The following is a 15,432-nucleotide window of genomic DNA, read 5'->3' on the forward strand; positions in this document are numbered from 1 at the left end:
ACCGTGTGGGGATGGAGCAGGCGGCGCAGGGCAGTGACGGAGGGGCCGTGCGCGCGACCATGTTCGTCCGGGGATCCGTGCAGGGCGTCGGCTTCCGTTGGTGGACCCGCGCCCGGGCCCTCGAGCTCGGGCTCGTCGGACACGCACGCAACACCTCCGACGGCCGCGTCGAGGTGGTGGCGCAGGGCAGTGCCGAGGCCGTGGCCGCGCTCGAGGCGCTGCTGAGGGAGTCGCCCTCCACCAGCCGGCGACCCGGACGGGTCGAGAGCGTCGTCGTGCAGCAGGGCGTTCCGAAGGACGGAACCCACGGGTTCGTCGAACGCTGAGCGACCTACTCTGGCGCGGTGAGCGACGATCCGGTGGGCGACGTGCCCGAGGTCCCTGAGGAGCTGGCCCGGCTGCGCAGCAGCATCGACAACATCGACGCGGCGCTCGTGCACCTGCTCGCAGAGCGCTTCAAGTGCACGCAGCAGGTCGGTCGGCTCAAGGCCGAGCAGCACCTTCCCCCGGCCGACCCGCGGCGCGAGGAGCAGCAGATCGCGCGGCTGCGGGCGCTCGCCGACAGCGCGGGTCTCGACCCCGTCTTCGCCGAGGCCTTCCTGAACTTCATCATCGCCGAGGTGATCCACCACCACGAGCGCATCGCCAACGGCAGCTCGTAGCGGGGCACCCGCCCAGGGCCACCTGCCTCCCCGGGCCTCCCGGGGCTCAGTAGAGCGTGGCGTCCTGACGCTCGTCGAGCGCTGCGTCGTAGGCGGCGGCCTCGGCGTCGGACGCGAACCCGCCGGCCTCTCGTGTCATGTCGCCGGCGGTGGGCAGGGTCCGGGGGTCCACGTGCGACCCGGAGTCCCAGAGCCGGCTGCGCTTGACCGCGCGGGCGCACTGGAAGTAGACGCGCTCGACGGTGACCACGACGACCGATGCCGGCCTGGTGCCCCTGACCGCGTGGCGCCCGAGCTCCTCCGGGTCGGTGGAGACGACGGCCGTACCGCGCACCCGCAGCTCCTCACCGAGACCGGGCACGAGGAAGAGGAGCCCGACACGGGGGTCGGCGACGAGGTTGCGCAGCGTGTCGAGGCGGTTGTTGCCGCGCCGGTCGGGGATCACGAGGGTGCGGTCGTCCCGGACCAGGACAAAGCCGGGCCGGTCGCCACGGGGCGACTGGTCGAGACCTCCGTCTCCCACGGTGGCGACCACGACGAACGGGGCGGCCTCGATGATCCGTCGGTGGCTGCGTGTGAGCACCGGCGACTCCTTCGCAAGCGAGTTCGGGACCGGCGACGTGGGGTAGACCTCGAGCAGCCGCTCGAGGGAGGTGACGAGGTGCTCGTCCGCTACGAGGGCCTGCCGGGGCGCGTGGTCGTCCACCAGGCCACCGTATGCGGTCGGCGCCCGGCGGGTGCGTGCGCTCGCCTCCCCGAGCCGGACCTTTCCGGCTAGTACGCTGACCGGGATCGCCGCAGGCTGGACAAAGGATTTCTCGGGTCGTGTACGTCAAGAGCCTCACGCTGAAGGGCTTCAAGTCCTTCGCCTCCGCGACCCACATGCGCCTCGAGCCCGGCATCACGTGCATCGTGGGCCCCAACGGCTCGGGCAAGAGCAACGTCGTCGACGCCCTCGCCTGGGTGATGGGCGAGCAGGGTGCGAAGTCGCTGCGTGGCGGCAAGATGGAGGACGTCATCTTCGCCGGCACGGCGGGCCGCGCGCCGCTGGGCCGCGCCGAGGTGGCCCTGACGATCGACAACACCGACGGCGCGCTGCCGATCGACTACACCGAGGTGACGATCGCCCGGACGATGTTCCGCAACGGCGGGTCGGAGTACGCGATCAACGGCACCCCGTGCCGCCTGCTCGACGTGCAGGAGCTGCTCTCCGACAGCGGCATCGGCCGCGAGATGCACGTCATCGTCGGGCAGGGCCAGCTCGACACCGTGCTGCGGGCCACACCGGAGGAGCGTCGCGGCTTCATCGAGGAGGCGGCCGGCGTCCTCAAGCACCGCAAGCGCAAGGAGCGCGCGCTGCGCAAGCTCGACACGATGGAGGCCAACCTCACCCGGGTCCAGGACCTCACCGGCGAGATCCGCCGCCAGCTCGGGCCGCTGGGGCGCCAGGCGGAGACGGCGCGCAAGGCCGCCGTCATCCAGACCGACGCCCGCGACGCGCGGCTGCGGCTGCTCGCGGACGACCTCGTGCAGCTGACGTCGACCCTCGAGCAGGAGGTCGCCGACGAGTCGGCCCTCATCGAGCGCCGCGCCGAGGTCGAGGAGTCGATCGCCGGCCTGGCGGAACGGCTCGCGAGCCTCGAGGCCGCCGCCGAGGCGGCCCGCCCGGCGCTCACCCGGGCGCAGGACGAGTACGTCTCGCTCGGCCGGCTCGTGGAGCGGATGGCCTCCACGCGCTCGCTCGCCGCCGAACGCGTGCGCCTGCTCAGCGAGGACGACGAGCCCGAGGCCCCCGGCCAGGGCCGCGACCCCGAGCAGCTGCGTGCGCAGGCTGCCGAGGTGCGCGAGCAGGAGGCGTTCCTCCTCGAGGAGATCGCCGAGGCCAAGGCCGCCCTCGAGGAGGCGGTGCTGTCCCGCACCGATGCCGAACGCAGCCATGCCGAGGAGATCGCCCGCCTGCAGCGAGAGGTGCGGGCCGCCGCCGACCGTCGTGAGGGTCTGGCCAAGCTGGGCGGCCAGGTCGGCGCCCGGGCCTCGCGCATCGAGGCCCGCGAGGCCGAGGTCGGACGCCTGCGCGGCACCATCGAGGCCGCGCAGGCACGCGCCGCCGAGGCCGAGCGCGAGTTCTCCCGACTGGAGGCGAGCGTCGCCCAGGACGAGGAGGGCGAGGAGGGCCTCGACACCGCCTACGAGGAGGCCGCCGCGCGGCTCGAGGCGGCCGAGGCCGAGCTGGCGCGCTGGAAGGAGGCCGAGGCCACCGCCGAGCGGGGCCGCACCACGGCAGCAGCGCGCGTGGAGGCGCTCGGGCTCAGCCTCAGCCGCAAGGACGGGGCCGCGGCCCTGCTCGCCGCCGCGGACGAGGGGCACGAGATCCTCGGCTCGGTGGCCTCGCTCGTGACCGTGGAGCCCGGCCTCGAGAACGCCGTCGCCGCTGCCCTCGGATCGGCCGCCGAGGCGCTCGCCGTCGGCTCGCTCGACGCCGCGGCCGCGGCACTGGACGCCCTGCGCGACGGTGACCACGGGCGCGCCAGCCTGCTGGTCGCCGAGTCCGCGACGTCCGTGGACCCCGCGGCGTGGCCGGCGCTCGACGACGGAGCCCGGTGGGCCCGCGACGTCGTCTCGTGTCCCGAGAGCGTGCGCCCGGCGGTCGACCAGGTGCTCGACCGCGTCGCGCTGGTCGCGGACGTGCAGCAGGCCAAGGCGCTGCTTCGCACCAACGCTGGAGTGACCGCGGTGACCCGCGGGGGCGACGTGTACGCCCCTGGCACCGTCCGCGGTGGCAGCACCACCGCGCCGAGCCTGCTCGAGCTGCAGGCGGCCCTCGACGACGCGCAGGACGCCATGGCGCGCGCCACGCGTGAGGGGGAGGAGGCGCGCTTCCGGGTCGCAGGGGCCGAGGCCACCCGCGCAGAGCTCTCCGACTCCGTGGAGGCAGCCCTCGAGCGCCTCAACGAGAGCGACGCCCGGATGGCGGCGATCGCCGAGAAGCTCGGCTCGCTCGGTCAGACCCTGCGGGCGGCGCGCGCCGAGGTCGAGCGCACCGAGAAGGCCATCGCCGACGCGACCGAGGCGCTCGAGACCGACCGGGCCGAGCACGCCGCCCTGCTCGAGCGGCTCGAGGCCGCGAGCGGCGAGGGCGACTTCGCCGAGGAGCCGTCCACCGAGGAGCGCGACCGCCTCGAGGCCCTGGCCCGCGAGGCCCGGGCCGCCGAGACCGACCTGCGCCTCGGACTGCGCACCCGTGAGGAGCGCGCCCGCGCCCTCAAGGACCGCGCCGACGCCCTCGAGCGTGGGGCCCGCCACGGGGAGGAGACGCGTCAGCGCCTCGCCGAGAAGCGCGCGCGCCGCCGCCGCGAGGCCGCCGTGGCCGAGGCCGTGCGAACCGCCGCGGCATGGGCCCACGACCTGCTCGCCGAGTCGGCCGACCAGGCCGGACGCGCTCGCGCCGCGGGGGAGGCGGAGCGCACCGAGCGCGACGCCGAGCTCGCCGTCGTGCGACGCGACGTCGCGACGCTGCAGGCCGAGCTGCGCGAGCTGACCGACACCGTGCACCGCGACGAGGTCGCCCGCACCCAGCAGCGCCTGCGCATCGAGCAGCTCGAGACCAAGGCGGTCGAGGAGCTCGGCGTCGCACCGGCCGACCTCGTCGAGGAGTACGGCCCGCACCGGCCGGTCCCCGCCGTGCCCGACCCCGACGCCGACCCGGACGCGGCGCAGCCCGAGCCGGTCCCCTTCGTGCGTGAGGCGCAGGAGAAGCGGCTGCGCCAGGCCGAGCGCAAGCTGAACGCGCTGGGCCGGATCAACCCGCTCGCCCTCGAGGAGTTCAGTGCCCTCGAGGAGCGGCACAAGTTCCTCACCGAGCAGCTCGAGGACCTCAAGAACAGCAAGCGCGACCTGCTCGACATCGTCAAGGAGGTCGACGAGCGGGTCGAGCGTGTCTTCGCCGAGGCGTTCGAGGACACCGCCGTGCAGTTCGAGCGCGTCTTCCAGCGCCTCTTCCCGGGTGGCGAGGGGCGGCTGGTCCTCACCGACCCGTCGAACATGCTGACCACCGGCCTCGAGGTCGAGGCCCGCCCGCCCGGAAAGAAGATCAAGCGGCTGTCGCTGCTCTCCGGTGGCGAGCGCTCGCTGGTGGCCGTGGCGCTGCTCGTCGCGATCTTCAAGGCCCGGCCCTCGCCCTTCTACATCATGGACGAGGTCGAGGCGGCGCTGGACGACGCCAACCTCGGCCGCCTGATCACGCTCTTCGAGGAGCTGCGCGACAGCTCGCAGCTCATCGTCATCACGCACCAGAAGAAGACGATGGAGATCGCGGACGCCCTCTACGGCGTCAGCATGCGTGGCGACGGGGTGACGACGGTCGTGTCCCAGCGCATCCGCGACGTCGCCGACCGCTCCGCCTGAGCACCCGGCATACCCCCCTGACTGGTTTCCCCGGACGCCGGTGACGCCGGGGAGTCGCGTCATGTCGCCGTTGCCAAATCTTCACTTGACGCTGTTTGCGTCACAGCAGTCACATCCGTCACTCTTTCCCCATGGTGTTCCTTGTCATCTCGATGCTCGTCGTCACCGTGCTCGGTGTCGCGGTCGTCGGCGTGGTCGCGGTGCCGGCGCACCGTGGGGGCCGGGACCTGCTCACCCCCAAGGGGGAGGGGGTTGCGCGCTCGGCACGTCGCCGTGCGAGCACCTGGAACCGTCGCACCACCGCACGGCTGCCCTGAGCGGCACAACCGCCGGCTCCCCGGGGCGACCACCTCTGGAGCCGCTCACCTCTGTGGCAGATCTTCGTTGCCTATGCTCTTGCAGGAGCGCAACGACCACATGACACGGAGGTGTCATGACTGTCACCGGGTGTCCGCGACCGTCGAGAGCCTGGATCCGCGCCAGCCGCCTGAGCGGGATGCTGGCGCTCGGACTGGTGGCCATGACCATGGTGGCGCCCCGGTTCTCGGCCATCCCGTACTCCCGGCCGGCTGCGCTGGTGACGTTCGCCGTCCTCGTCCTGGCCACCTGGCTCCTGCTGCGGCGCCGGGCCCTGGTATCTGACCGCCTCGCCCGCAGGCTCGCGTTCCCGGTCGGGCTCCTGTGCACGGCGATCGCCGGGTTCGTGGGCTATGCCAGCTACTACGTCAACACCTGGGACCCGAAGCTGATCCAGAACGTCGCGACGAGGGCGCCCAGTGAGGTGACCGCCCTCCAGGTCGCCTACCTCTCGCGGTACCCCAACAACGACCTCCTCCTCGCTCTCGCCCGACAGGCGCATCGGCTCGCGGAGGCACTCGGCGTGGACTACGGCACAGCGTTCCTGGCCTTCCAGGTCGTGTTCTTCGCGCTGGCACTGGTCGCAACCCACCGGCTGTGCACGCTGGTGTCCGACCACGCCACGGCCCTGGCGGCCATGGTTCTCGTCACCGTGCTGGTCGGGCTCAGCCCGTGGATGGCCGTCCCCTACACCGACGTCGCCTCGATGTGGACGCCGGTGTGGGGGATCTACTGCGTGGTCCGCGCACTACGAGCGGGGACACGGCTGACCACGGGTGCCTGGGCGCTCGCAGCCGGAGCGATCCTGGCGATCGGCGTCGACCTCAAGACGACGCCTCTCGTGGTGATCGTCGCCGCGGCCGTGTCCTTCCTGGCGGCCGCCCTGGGGCAGCGCGACCGCAGGAGGTGGGTCGCCTGCGCTGCGCAGGCAGGGTGCCTGGCTGCTGGCGTCGCGCTCGGCATGATGGTGAGCGGACCCGCCGTCGCCCGCTGGGCCCGGACACCTGCCACCACGCCCGGAGTGACGGCCTCCGTCTGGCAGTACGTGGCCGACGGGATTCGTGTCCAGGTGGGGCCCAACCACAACCGCGTCTACGGCGGGTACGACCGACCCACCAACAGCGCGACGTTCGGCAAGCCGACCGCCCTCCAGGACAGCATCTCCAAGCGCATGATCAGCGCCCAGCTCGAGCGTCGCGGGCCGCTGGGCACGCTGTGGTTCGAGGCCAACAAGCTCGACTTCACCTGGGGCGACGGCATGCTGTGGGCCTACGGCGAAGGCATCGACCTGTCACGCCGACCCGTGCACCACGGCCGGCCTTTCGAGATGGTCCAGTCGTGGAACTCACCGGTCGGGCACCTCTTCGGCGCGAGGGTGGCACTGACCCAAGGACTCTGGTGGCTCGTCCTGGCGCTGGCCGCGGTGGGATGGCTGCGGGCAAGGGTGACGGCCGAGTCCCTGCTACTGCTGCTCACCCTCGTCGGCGTGGCCGCCTTCACCCTGCTGTTCCAGGGACGGTCGCGCTACCTGCTCACGTTCGTGCCCGTGCTCGCGGTCGCCGCGCTGTGGTGGACGGCAGACGTGCGCGCCCGCATGGCAGCCGGTTGGAAGCCCGCGGCGGCCGGCGGGAGGGCCGCCCGGCGGGCTGCGGCGCGCGGTCGGCACCGTCGCCGACCGTGGTTGGATGGCTGACGTGGACACAGTCTTGATCTACGTCATCGTCGGCGTCATCGTCCTGCTCGGAGCGATCGCCTACGGCGTGAGCCTCATCACCGGGCGGCGCCGCACGCTCGAGCGCGAGGCCCCGCCCGCTCGGCCCGGGCTGCCCGCCGAGGACCTCGACCGTCAGCCACCGGGGGACACCACCGACACCGTGGCGCCGCCGGAGCACCCGGGTGCCCGGGCCACCGTCGAGGTCGAGCCCGAGCCGGAGGTCGCGCCCGCACCGCCGCAGCCGACCGTCGAGCGTCCCGCCTCGGCCCGCGGCCGCCTCCAGCGCCTGCGCGCCCGCCTCGCGCGCTCCAACTCCTCCATCGGCCAGGGCCTGCTCGCCCTGCTGTCGCGCGGAAAGCTCGACGAGGAGACGTGGGAGGAGGTCGAGGACACGCTCATCTCCTCCGACCTCGGCGTCGAGGCCACCATGGAGCTCGTCGAGTCGCTGCGCACCCGCGTCAAGGTCGACGGGGCCACCGACGAGGCCACGGTGCGCGGCTGGCTCCGCGAGGACCTCCTGGCCCTCGTCCAGCCCGACATGGACCGTCGCATCACGAGCACCCGGGTCGGCGACCGCCCCGCCGTGATCCTCGTCGTCGGCGTCAACGGCACCGGCAAGACGACGACCGTCGGCAAGCTCGCCCGGGTCCTGGTCGCCGAGGACCGCGAGGTGCTCCTCGGCGCGGCCGACACCTTCCGTGCCGCCGCTGCCGACCAGCTCGAGACCTGGGGCGCCCGCGTCGGCGTGCCCACCGTGCGCTCGGAGAAGGATGGCGCCGACCCCGCGGCCGTGGCCTTCGACGCGGTCAAGGCCGGCATCGAGGAGGAGGTCGACGTCGTCATCATCGACACCGCCGGCCGCCTGCACAACAAGGTCGGCCTCATGGACGAGCTCGGCAAGGTCAAGCGCGTCATCGAGAAGCAGAGCGAGATCGACGAGGTGCTCCTCGTCCTCGACGCGACCACCGGGCAGAACGGCCTCCAGCAGGCCAAGGTCTTCTCCGAGGCCGTGGACGTGACCGGCATCGTGCTGACCAAGCTCGACGGCACGGCCAAGGGCGGCATCGTCGTGGCCGTCCAGCGTCAGCTCGGCGTTCCGGTCAAGCTCGTCGGCCTGGGGGAGGGACCCGACGACCTGGCCCCCTTCGACCCCGAGGCCTTCGTCGACGCCATCGTCATGTAGTCGTCGACCCGCAACAGCTCACGTATGCCGCCCGGCTGGCCGGGCGGCATACGTCGTCTCCGGCGTCCGGCGGGGAGTCCACGATCCGGACCGCCCCGCTGGGCGAAACCATCCGCTAACACCACCCCGCCGGAGTTGACACGGCCGTAACACGCCGCGGCGCCCGGTGAAACGGCGCGTCTCCAGACTCCCGTGCATGACACCAGCACTGACGCCCCTCGCGGCAGCAGCACCGCAGATCAACGAGGCCGCGACAGCCTTCATGCTGATCGCCTCCTCGATGGTCCTCCTGATGACGCCCGGGCTGGCCCTGTTCTACGGAGGCATGACCCGGAGCAAGTCGGTCCTCAACATGATGATGATGAGCTTCGGCGCCCTGGCCGTCGTCGGCATCGTCTACGTGCTGTGGGGCTACTCGATGTCGTTCGGCAACCTGCAGGACGGCGGCGGCGACATCGCCGGCATCTTCGCCAACCCCTTCCACCTCTTCGGACTCAGCCAGCTGACCGGCCCCGACGGCCCAAGGCTCGTCGACCCGTTCGGGGTGGGCGTGTTCATCCCCGAGTACATCTACGCCGGCTTCCAGCTGACCTTCGCCGTCATCACGGTGGCGCTCATCAGCGGCGCCATCGCCGACCGCGTCAAGTTCGGCACCTGGATCGTCTTCTCCATCATCTGGGTGACCATCGTCTACTTCCCGATCGCCCACATGGTCTGGGGCGGCGGCCTGCTCAGCAACAGTGCCGGCGGCCTCTCCGCGGCCCTCTTCGGGGTCACCGACGGCAAGGCGACCGTCGCACCCATCGACTTCGCCGGCGGCACGGTCGTGCACATCAACGCCGGTGCGGCGGGCCTGGCCCTCGCCCTCGTGGTGGGCAAGCGCCTCGGCTTCGCCAAGGTCGCGATGCGCCCGCACAACCTGCCGCTCGTCATGATCGGTGCCGGCCTGCTGTGGTTCGGCTGGTTCGGCTTCAACGCCGGCTCCGAGCTCGCTGCCGACGGCGTCGCCTCGTCGGTGTGGCTCAACACCACCGTCGCCACGTGTGCCGCAGCCATCGGCTGGCTCGTCGTGGAGAAGCTCCGGGACGGGCACGCCACCTCGCTCGGCGCGGCGTCGGGTGTCGTGGCCGGCCTCGTCGCCATCACCCCCGCCTGCGGCGCCCTCTCGCCGGTCGGCTCGATCATCCTCGGCGTCGTCGCGGGCGGCCTGTCGGCCCTCGCCGTCGGGCTGAAGTACAGGTTCGGCTACGACGACTCGCTCGACGTCGTCGGCGTCCACCTGGTCGCCGGGCTCTGGGGCACCGTCGGCGCAGGCCTGCTCGCCACCTCCACCGGCCTCCTCTACGGCGGCGGCTGGGAGCAGACCGTGCTGCAGGTGCTCATCGCCGCCATCTCGCTCGTGCTGTCGTTCGTCCTGACCTGCGTCATCGCCGTGGCCCTCAAGGCCACGCTCGGCTGGCGGGTCTCGGAGGACGCGGAGTCCGAGGGCATCGACCAGGCCGTCCACGCGGAGTCCGGGTACGAGCTCGGCGGCTTCCCCGCCTCGGGCAGCCGCACCAGCACCCGTCCCGTCGTCACCGCATCGCAGGTCGAAGGAGCCAACGCATGAAGCTCATCACCGCCATCATCAAGCCCCACCAGCTCGACGAGGTGAAGGAGGCCCTCGAGGCCTTCGGGGTCGCCGGCATGACCATCAGCGAGGCCAGCGGCTACGGCCGCCAGCGGGGCCACAGCGAGGTCTACCGCGGAGCCGAGTACACCGTCGACTTCGTCCCCAAGGTCCGCCTCGAGGTCCTCGTCGACGACATCGACGCTCCCGACGTCCTCGAGGTCATCCTCAAGGCGGCCCAGACCGGTCGCATCGGCGACGGCAAGATCTGGTCCGTCCCCGTCGACGAGGTCGTCCGGGTCCGCACCGGCGAGCGCGGCGTCTCCGCCCTCTGAGGTCGGACACGCCGACGCACACCCGGAGCACGGCCCGCCAGCGTCCAGGGCCAGCACGAAGAGATGACGACGAGGGGACGGCGAGACCTGACATGACGGACGTGACCACCAGGCGTCTGGACCTCGCCGGCACCCGCAGCTTCGCGACGCCCGGCGCCGGCCCGAACCGGCGCCGGGCACTCGCGGAGTTCGGGTCCGGCTGGCTGCAGGAGCTGTGGCGCGAGGCCTGCGCGGGCCGTCGCCACGAGGGTGTCGCCCTCGCCGCCGTCGGTTCCCTCGCCCGCGGCGACGGCGGCCCGCTCAGCGACTACGACCTCGTCCTCGTGCACCACCCGCGGGGACTGTCGGGCAAGGAGGTCGGCACCTTCGCCGACAAGCTGTGGTACCCGATCTGGGACGCGGGGGTGCGCCTCGACCACAGCGTGCGCACCGTGGCCGAGTGCAGGACCGTGGCGTCCGAGGACCTCTCCGCGGCCGTCGGGTTGCTCGACCTCACGCACGTGGCCGGGGACGCCGACGTCGTCAACGCCGCCCGCTCGACCGTGGCCCACGACTGGCGGGCCAACGCGCGCACGCGGCTCGGCGAGATGCAGGAGTCGGTCGTGCAGCGCCACGCCCGGCAGGGCGACCTCGCCCACCTCGTCGAGCCCGACCTCAAGGAGGCCCACGGGGGTCTGCGGGACATGTCGGTCCTGCGTGCCCTGACGGCGGCGTGGCTGACCGACAGGCCCCACGGCGAGGTCGACGAGGCGTACGAGCGCATCCTCGACGTGCGTGACGCGATCCACGTCGTGACCGGGCGGGGGCGCGACCGGCTCACCCGGGACGACCAGGACGCGTGCGCGGCGCTGCTCGGCCACTCCGACGCCGACGACCTGCTCACCGACCTCTCCACCTCCGCCAGGACGATCGCGTATGCCGTCGACGGCACCCTGCGCCGCGCCATGCAGTCCCAGCGCGCCCGCACCCTGCGCGTCGGCCCCCGCCGCCCGCAGCTCGCCCCGCTCGGCTACGGCCTCTACCGCCACGACGGGGAGGCGGTCCTCGGACCGTCGGCGGACCTGTCGTCCGACCCCATCGTCCCGCTGCGCGCGGCCGTCGTGGCCGCTCGCGGCGGCATACCCCTCTCGCCCGCGACCCTGCGCAACCTCGCGGCGAGCGCGCCGGCCCTGCCCGAACCGTGGCCGGAGGTCGCCCGCAACCTCTTCGCCGACCTGCTCGCGACCGGTCCCGGTCTGGTGACGGTGTGGGAGGGCCTGGACCTGGCCGGCGTCGTCGAGCGGTGGATCCCCGAGTGGCGAGCGGTGCGCAGCCGCCCGCAGCGCAACGCCGTCCACCGCCACACCGTCGACCGGCACCTGGTCGAGACCGTCGTCGCCGCAAGCGGGATGGTGCGCGACGTCGCGCGTCCCGACCTGCTGATGCTCGCAGCCGCGCTGCACGACATCGGCAAGGTGGCCGGCTCGCGCGACCACTCCGCGACCGGTGGAGAGCTCGCCGACACCGTGCTGCAACGGATGGGCGTCCCGCACGGGGACCGGCACACGGTCGTCCGACTCGTGCGCGAGCACCTGACCCTGGTCGACCTCGCCACGCGCCGCGACCCCGAGGACCCGGCGACGATCGCCGCCCTCTCAGATGCCGTCGACGGCTCGGTGACGACGCTCGACCTGCTGCGGGCCCTGACCGAGGCCGATGCGTCGGCAGCCGGTCCCAAGGCGTGGAGCGACTGGCGCGCCGGCCTCGTGCAGCGGCTCTACGAGACCTGCCGCGCGGCCCTGACCGCCCGGACCCCGGAGGAGAGGGACCTCGTGGTGGAACCCACCGACGCGCTGGCACTGTCCCGCGACGCCCTCGAGCGGGTGGCGACGGGGGACGCGTACGTCACGGTGACCTCCCTCGGCGGGGCGCACCGGCTCGACATCGTCGATCGCGACCGCGCCGGCCTCTTCGCCGACACCGCGGGCCTGCTCGCCGCGCACGGTTTCGTCGTGCGCTCGGCCATCGTGCGCACCCTCGACGGCCTCGCGGTCAACGAGTGGTGGGTCGACTCACCGGGTGGGGAGACGCCCCTTCCCGACGTCATCGCCCGTGACCTCAGGCGCGTGGGCGCCGGCGACCGCGCGCCGCTGGGCCGGTTGCAGCGCCGCAGGTCCGCGGCCGTGCGCAGCCCCGGCTCCGGCTCGGTCGACTCGACTCGCGCCATGGTCATCACGAGCGCCTCGGACACCGCCACGGTCATCGAGGTGCGCGCCACCGACCGTCCGGGGCTGCTGCAGGACATCGGCATCACGCTCGCCCGTGCGTCCCTGTCGGTGCGCTCGGCACACATCGCCACGTATGCCGGCCAGACCCTCGACACCTTCTACGTGACCGAGTTCGGTGGCGGGCAGCTCGCGCCGGCCCGCGCCGCCCAGGCCGTGGCGATGATCATCGACACCTGCGACACCTGCGACGCCGACTGACCGCCGGCCTCAGTCGATGAGGCCGGTGTGGTGCAGGTGCTCCAGGACGAGCCGGTTCGCGGCGGACACGCGCTCGCCGTCACCGGACGTCAGCCAGGCGATCTCTGCGATCTCCCGCGAGGGCGCCGGCTCGCCACGGTGGTCTGCCGTGTAGCAGGTGAGGCGCACGACGCGGCCGTCGGCGCGAGCGTCGGCGGGCGCCTCGAAGGTCCCGATGTGGACGGCGGTCGAGGGCTCGACCGTGACGGACAGCTCCTCCTCGACCTCTCGCGCCAGGGTCTGCACGTCGCTCTCGCCCGGCTCTCGCTTGCCACCGGGCAGGTAGAAGAGCTCGCGCCCGGCGCTGCGGGCCGCGAGGAGGCGCCGGTCCACCACCTGCACCCAGGCGACCTTGTCGACGAAGGGCGGCGGGGTCGTGGACGGGTCGGCGCTCAGGTCACTCACGCACGCGACCCTACGCGCCGGCATACGGGCTCGGGGAACGGCGAGTGCGGAAGTGTCCTCGACGAACGGATAACCTTGCCGGGTGTTTGCATCCCTGTCTGACCGCCTGACCGCGACGTTCAAGAACCTCCGCGGGAAGGGCCGGCTCTCGGAGTCCGACGTCAACTCGACGATCCGCGACATCCGGCTCGCCCTGCTCGACGCCGACGTGGCCCTGCCCGTCGTCAAGCGGTTCACCTCCTCCGTGCGCGAGCGCGCCCTCGGGGCCGAGGTCAGCCAGGCGCTCAACCCCGCCCAGCAGGTCGTCAAGATCGTGCAGGAGGAGCTCGTCGCGATCCTCGGCGGGCAGACGCGCACCATCCGCTTCGCCAAGCAGCCGCCGACCGTCATCATGCTCGCGGGCCTCCAGGGCTCGGGCAAGACGACCTTCGCCGGCAAGCTCGGCAAGTGGCTCAAGGACCAGGGCCACACTCCGCTGCTCGTCGCGGCCGACCTGCAGCGCCCCAACGCCGTCACCCAGCTCGAGGTCGTCGGCGAGCGCGCCGGCATCCCGGTCTTCGCCCCCGAACGCGGCAACATGGGCGGCCACGACGCCGTGCTCGGCTCCGGCGAGGGCACCCGCTCCTTCGGCGACCCCGTCGCCGTGTCGCAGATGGGCATCGAGCAGGCCCGCGCCAAGCAGTACGACGTCGTCATCGTCGACACCGCCGGCCGTCTCGCGGTCGATGCCAACCTCATGCAGCAGGCGTCCGACATCCGCACGGCCATCTCGCCCGACGAGGTGCTGTTCGTCCTCGACGCGATGATCGGCCAGGCGGCGGTCGAGACGGCCCAGGCCTTCCACGAGGGTGTCGCCTTCACCGGTGTCGTCCTGTCGAAGCTCGACGGTGACGCCCGCGGTGGCGCCGCCCTGTCGGTCGCCGAGCTCACCGGTGAGCCGATCATGTTCGCCTCCACCGGTGAGAAGGTCACCGACGTCGAGGTGTTCCACCCCGACCGCATGGCCAGTCGCATCCTCGACATGGGCGACGTGCTGACGCTCATCGAGCAGGCCGAGAAGGCATTCGACAAGCGCCAGGCCGACGAGATGGCGCGCAAGTTCCTCGCGGAGGAGGACTTCACCTTCGAGGACTTCCTCCAGCAGATGAACGCCATCAAGAAGATGGGCTCGCTCAAGTCGATGCTCAAGATGATGCCGGGCATGCAGGGGATGCGGGACCAGCTCGACGCCTTCGACGACCGCGAGTTCGACCGGGTCGAGGCCATGGTCCGCTCGATGACCCCGTTCGAGCGCACCCACCCCAAGCAGATCAACGGCTCGCGCCGCGCCCGCATCGCCAAGGGCTCCGGTGTCACCGTCACCGAGGTCAACCAGCTGCTCGAGCGGTTCGGCCAGGCGCAGAAGATGATGAAGTCCATGGCGCGCGGCGGTGGCGGCGGGATCCCCGGCATGCCGGGAATCCCCGGGGCCGGCAAGCGCGGCAAGCAGCAGCCCCAGCGCAAGAAGAGCAAGAGCGGCAACCCGGCCAAGCGCGCCGCCGAGGAGCGGGCCGCCGCGGAGAAGGCGGCAGCCGGTCGGGCGTCCTCGGCTGCGAGCGCGTTCGGGGCCCCCGGCACGGGCGCGGGGCCGGAGGGTGACGCCGACCCGCTGGCCGGCTTCGACCCCTCGAACCTGCCCAAGGGCTTCGAGAAGTTCCTCGGTCGCTGAGCCGGGCCCGTCGCGAAGGTATGCCGCCGTGCCCCACCGGGCGCGGCGGCAACGTCCTCTTGGGGCCCGCTGTGTGCAGGCGCCGGGCTCCTGACCCCGACGGCTGCACACGGGAGGAGCCGGAGGGATCCGAGGCGCATTCGTGACGTCGTAGGCCCGTCGCGACGACGGTCGTGACCAGCACGCCCCCGAGGAGACCCCACCCCCCGGGCGCCTGGCTCGCACATCTGGATCGAGCGCTCGGTCAACGCCGCGATCGTGCTCGCCTCCGGGTTCCTCGGGCTCGGGGGCATCGTCTTCACGGCGATCTGGGTCAACGGCTCCGGCGCGGTCGGTGAGGCCCTCGGATCGACCGTCGTGTTCGGCCTCCTCGGCGTCGTGCTGCAGGCGCTCGCCTTCCGGCTGCTCGACCTCGTGACGCCGGGAGACATGGCCGAGCTCGTGACCCAGCGGGAGTCCCACCCGGCCGCGCTCGTCGCCGCGGCGGCGCAGGCGGCCGTGTCGCTCGTGGTCGTCGCCTCCATCGCCTGAGCCGCGCGGCGACGCTCCCG

The 15,432-nt window shown here is 72.6% G+C and carries 13 protein-coding genes; 11 read left to right on the top strand and 2 right to left on the bottom strand.

Annotation, left to right across the window (positions count from 1 at the left end; translation table 11 throughout):
* Positions 1-11 precede the first annotated feature (11 nt).
* The gene (locus ABD194_RS14355) at positions 12-326 is read left to right on the top strand and encodes an acylphosphatase (RefSeq protein WP_343992498.1); all 315 of its coding nucleotides are present in this window, start codon (positions 12-14) and stop codon (positions 324-326) included.
* A gap of 18 nt (positions 327-344) precedes the next feature.
* On the top strand, positions 345-662 hold the full coding sequence (locus ABD194_RS14360) for a chorismate mutase (protein WP_425579989.1): 318 nt from the start codon (positions 345-347) through the stop codon (positions 660-662).
* 46 nt (positions 663-708) lie between these two features.
* On the opposite strand, the gene ABD194_RS14365 is transcribed toward ABD194_RS14360, so the two are convergent.
* Positions 709-1,368, bottom strand: a complete 660-nt coding sequence (locus ABD194_RS14365) for an MSMEG_1061 family FMN-dependent PPOX-type flavoprotein (RefSeq protein WP_343992500.1) — start codon at positions 1,366-1,368, stop codon at positions 709-711.
* A gap of 119 nt (positions 1,369-1,487) precedes the next feature.
* Between ABD194_RS14365 and smc the strand changes: the two genes are divergently transcribed.
* From smc to ABD194_RS14400, 7 genes are all read left to right on the top strand, one after another.
* A complete protein-coding gene (smc, locus tag ABD194_RS14370) occupies positions 1,488-5,066 on the top strand; it encodes a chromosome segregation protein SMC (protein WP_343992502.1) in 3,579 nt (1,192 codons plus the stop codon).
* A 131-nt stretch (positions 5,067-5,197) separates the two neighbouring features.
* The gene (locus ABD194_RS14375) at positions 5,198-5,383 is read left to right on the top strand and encodes a hypothetical protein (RefSeq protein ID WP_343992504.1); all 186 of its coding nucleotides are present in this window, start codon (positions 5,198-5,200) and stop codon (positions 5,381-5,383) included.
* Positions 5,384-5,499: 116 nt separating this feature from the next.
* Positions 5,500-7,116 (top strand): glycosyltransferase family protein, encoded by a 1,617-nt coding sequence (locus tag ABD194_RS14380; protein ID WP_343992506.1) that lies wholly within the window; start codon positions 5,500-5,502, stop codon positions 7,114-7,116.
* Positions 7,109-8,320: a signal recognition particle-docking protein FtsY gene (gene ftsY / locus ABD194_RS14385; RefSeq protein ID WP_343992508.1), complete on the top strand. Its 1,212-nt coding sequence runs from the start codon at positions 7,109-7,111 to the stop codon at positions 8,318-8,320. Before ABD194_RS14380 ends, ftsY begins: the two co-directional genes overlap by 8 nt.
* Positions 8,321-8,516: 196 nt before the next feature.
* Positions 8,517-9,929 (top strand): ammonium transporter, encoded by a 1,413-nt coding sequence (locus ABD194_RS14390; protein ID WP_343992510.1) that lies wholly within the window; start codon positions 8,517-8,519, stop codon positions 9,927-9,929.
* On the top strand, positions 9,926-10,264 hold the full coding sequence (locus tag ABD194_RS14395; RefSeq protein ID WP_343992512.1) for a P-II family nitrogen regulator: 339 nt from the start codon (positions 9,926-9,928) through the stop codon (positions 10,262-10,264). Before ABD194_RS14390 ends, ABD194_RS14395 begins: the two co-directional genes overlap by 4 nt.
* Before the next feature lie 92 nt (positions 10,265-10,356).
* Entirely contained in the window at positions 10,357-12,729 is a 2,373-nt protein-coding gene (locus ABD194_RS14400; RefSeq protein ID WP_343992514.1) for a [protein-PII] uridylyltransferase, read from the top strand.
* A 9-nt stretch (positions 12,730-12,738) separates the two neighbouring features.
* Here the strand turns inward: ABD194_RS14400 and ABD194_RS14405 are convergent, their stop codons facing one another.
* The gene (locus ABD194_RS14405; RefSeq protein WP_343992516.1) at positions 12,739-13,173 is read right to left on the bottom strand and encodes an NUDIX hydrolase; all 435 of its coding nucleotides are present in this window, start codon (positions 13,171-13,173) and stop codon (positions 12,739-12,741) included.
* A gap of 82 nt (positions 13,174-13,255) precedes the next feature.
* Here ABD194_RS14405 and ffh point away from each other — a divergent pair, with 82 nt between their 5' ends.
* Together ffh and ABD194_RS14415 are read left to right on the top strand one after the other, a co-directional pair.
* Positions 13,256-14,881 (top strand): signal recognition particle protein, encoded by a 1,626-nt coding sequence (ffh, locus tag ABD194_RS14410; protein ID WP_343992519.1) that lies wholly within the window; start codon positions 13,256-13,258, stop codon positions 14,879-14,881.
* A 231-nt stretch (positions 14,882-15,112) separates the two neighbouring features.
* A complete protein-coding gene (locus ABD194_RS14415; RefSeq protein ID WP_486388609.1) occupies positions 15,113-15,412 on the top strand; it encodes a DUF350 domain-containing protein in 300 nt (99 codons plus the stop codon).
* Positions 15,413-15,432 lie beyond the last annotated feature (20 nt).

Source organism: Terrabacter terrae (assembly GCF_039529575.1).
GTDB lineage: Bacteria > Actinomycetota > Actinomycetes > Actinomycetales > Dermatophilaceae > Terrabacter > Terrabacter terrae.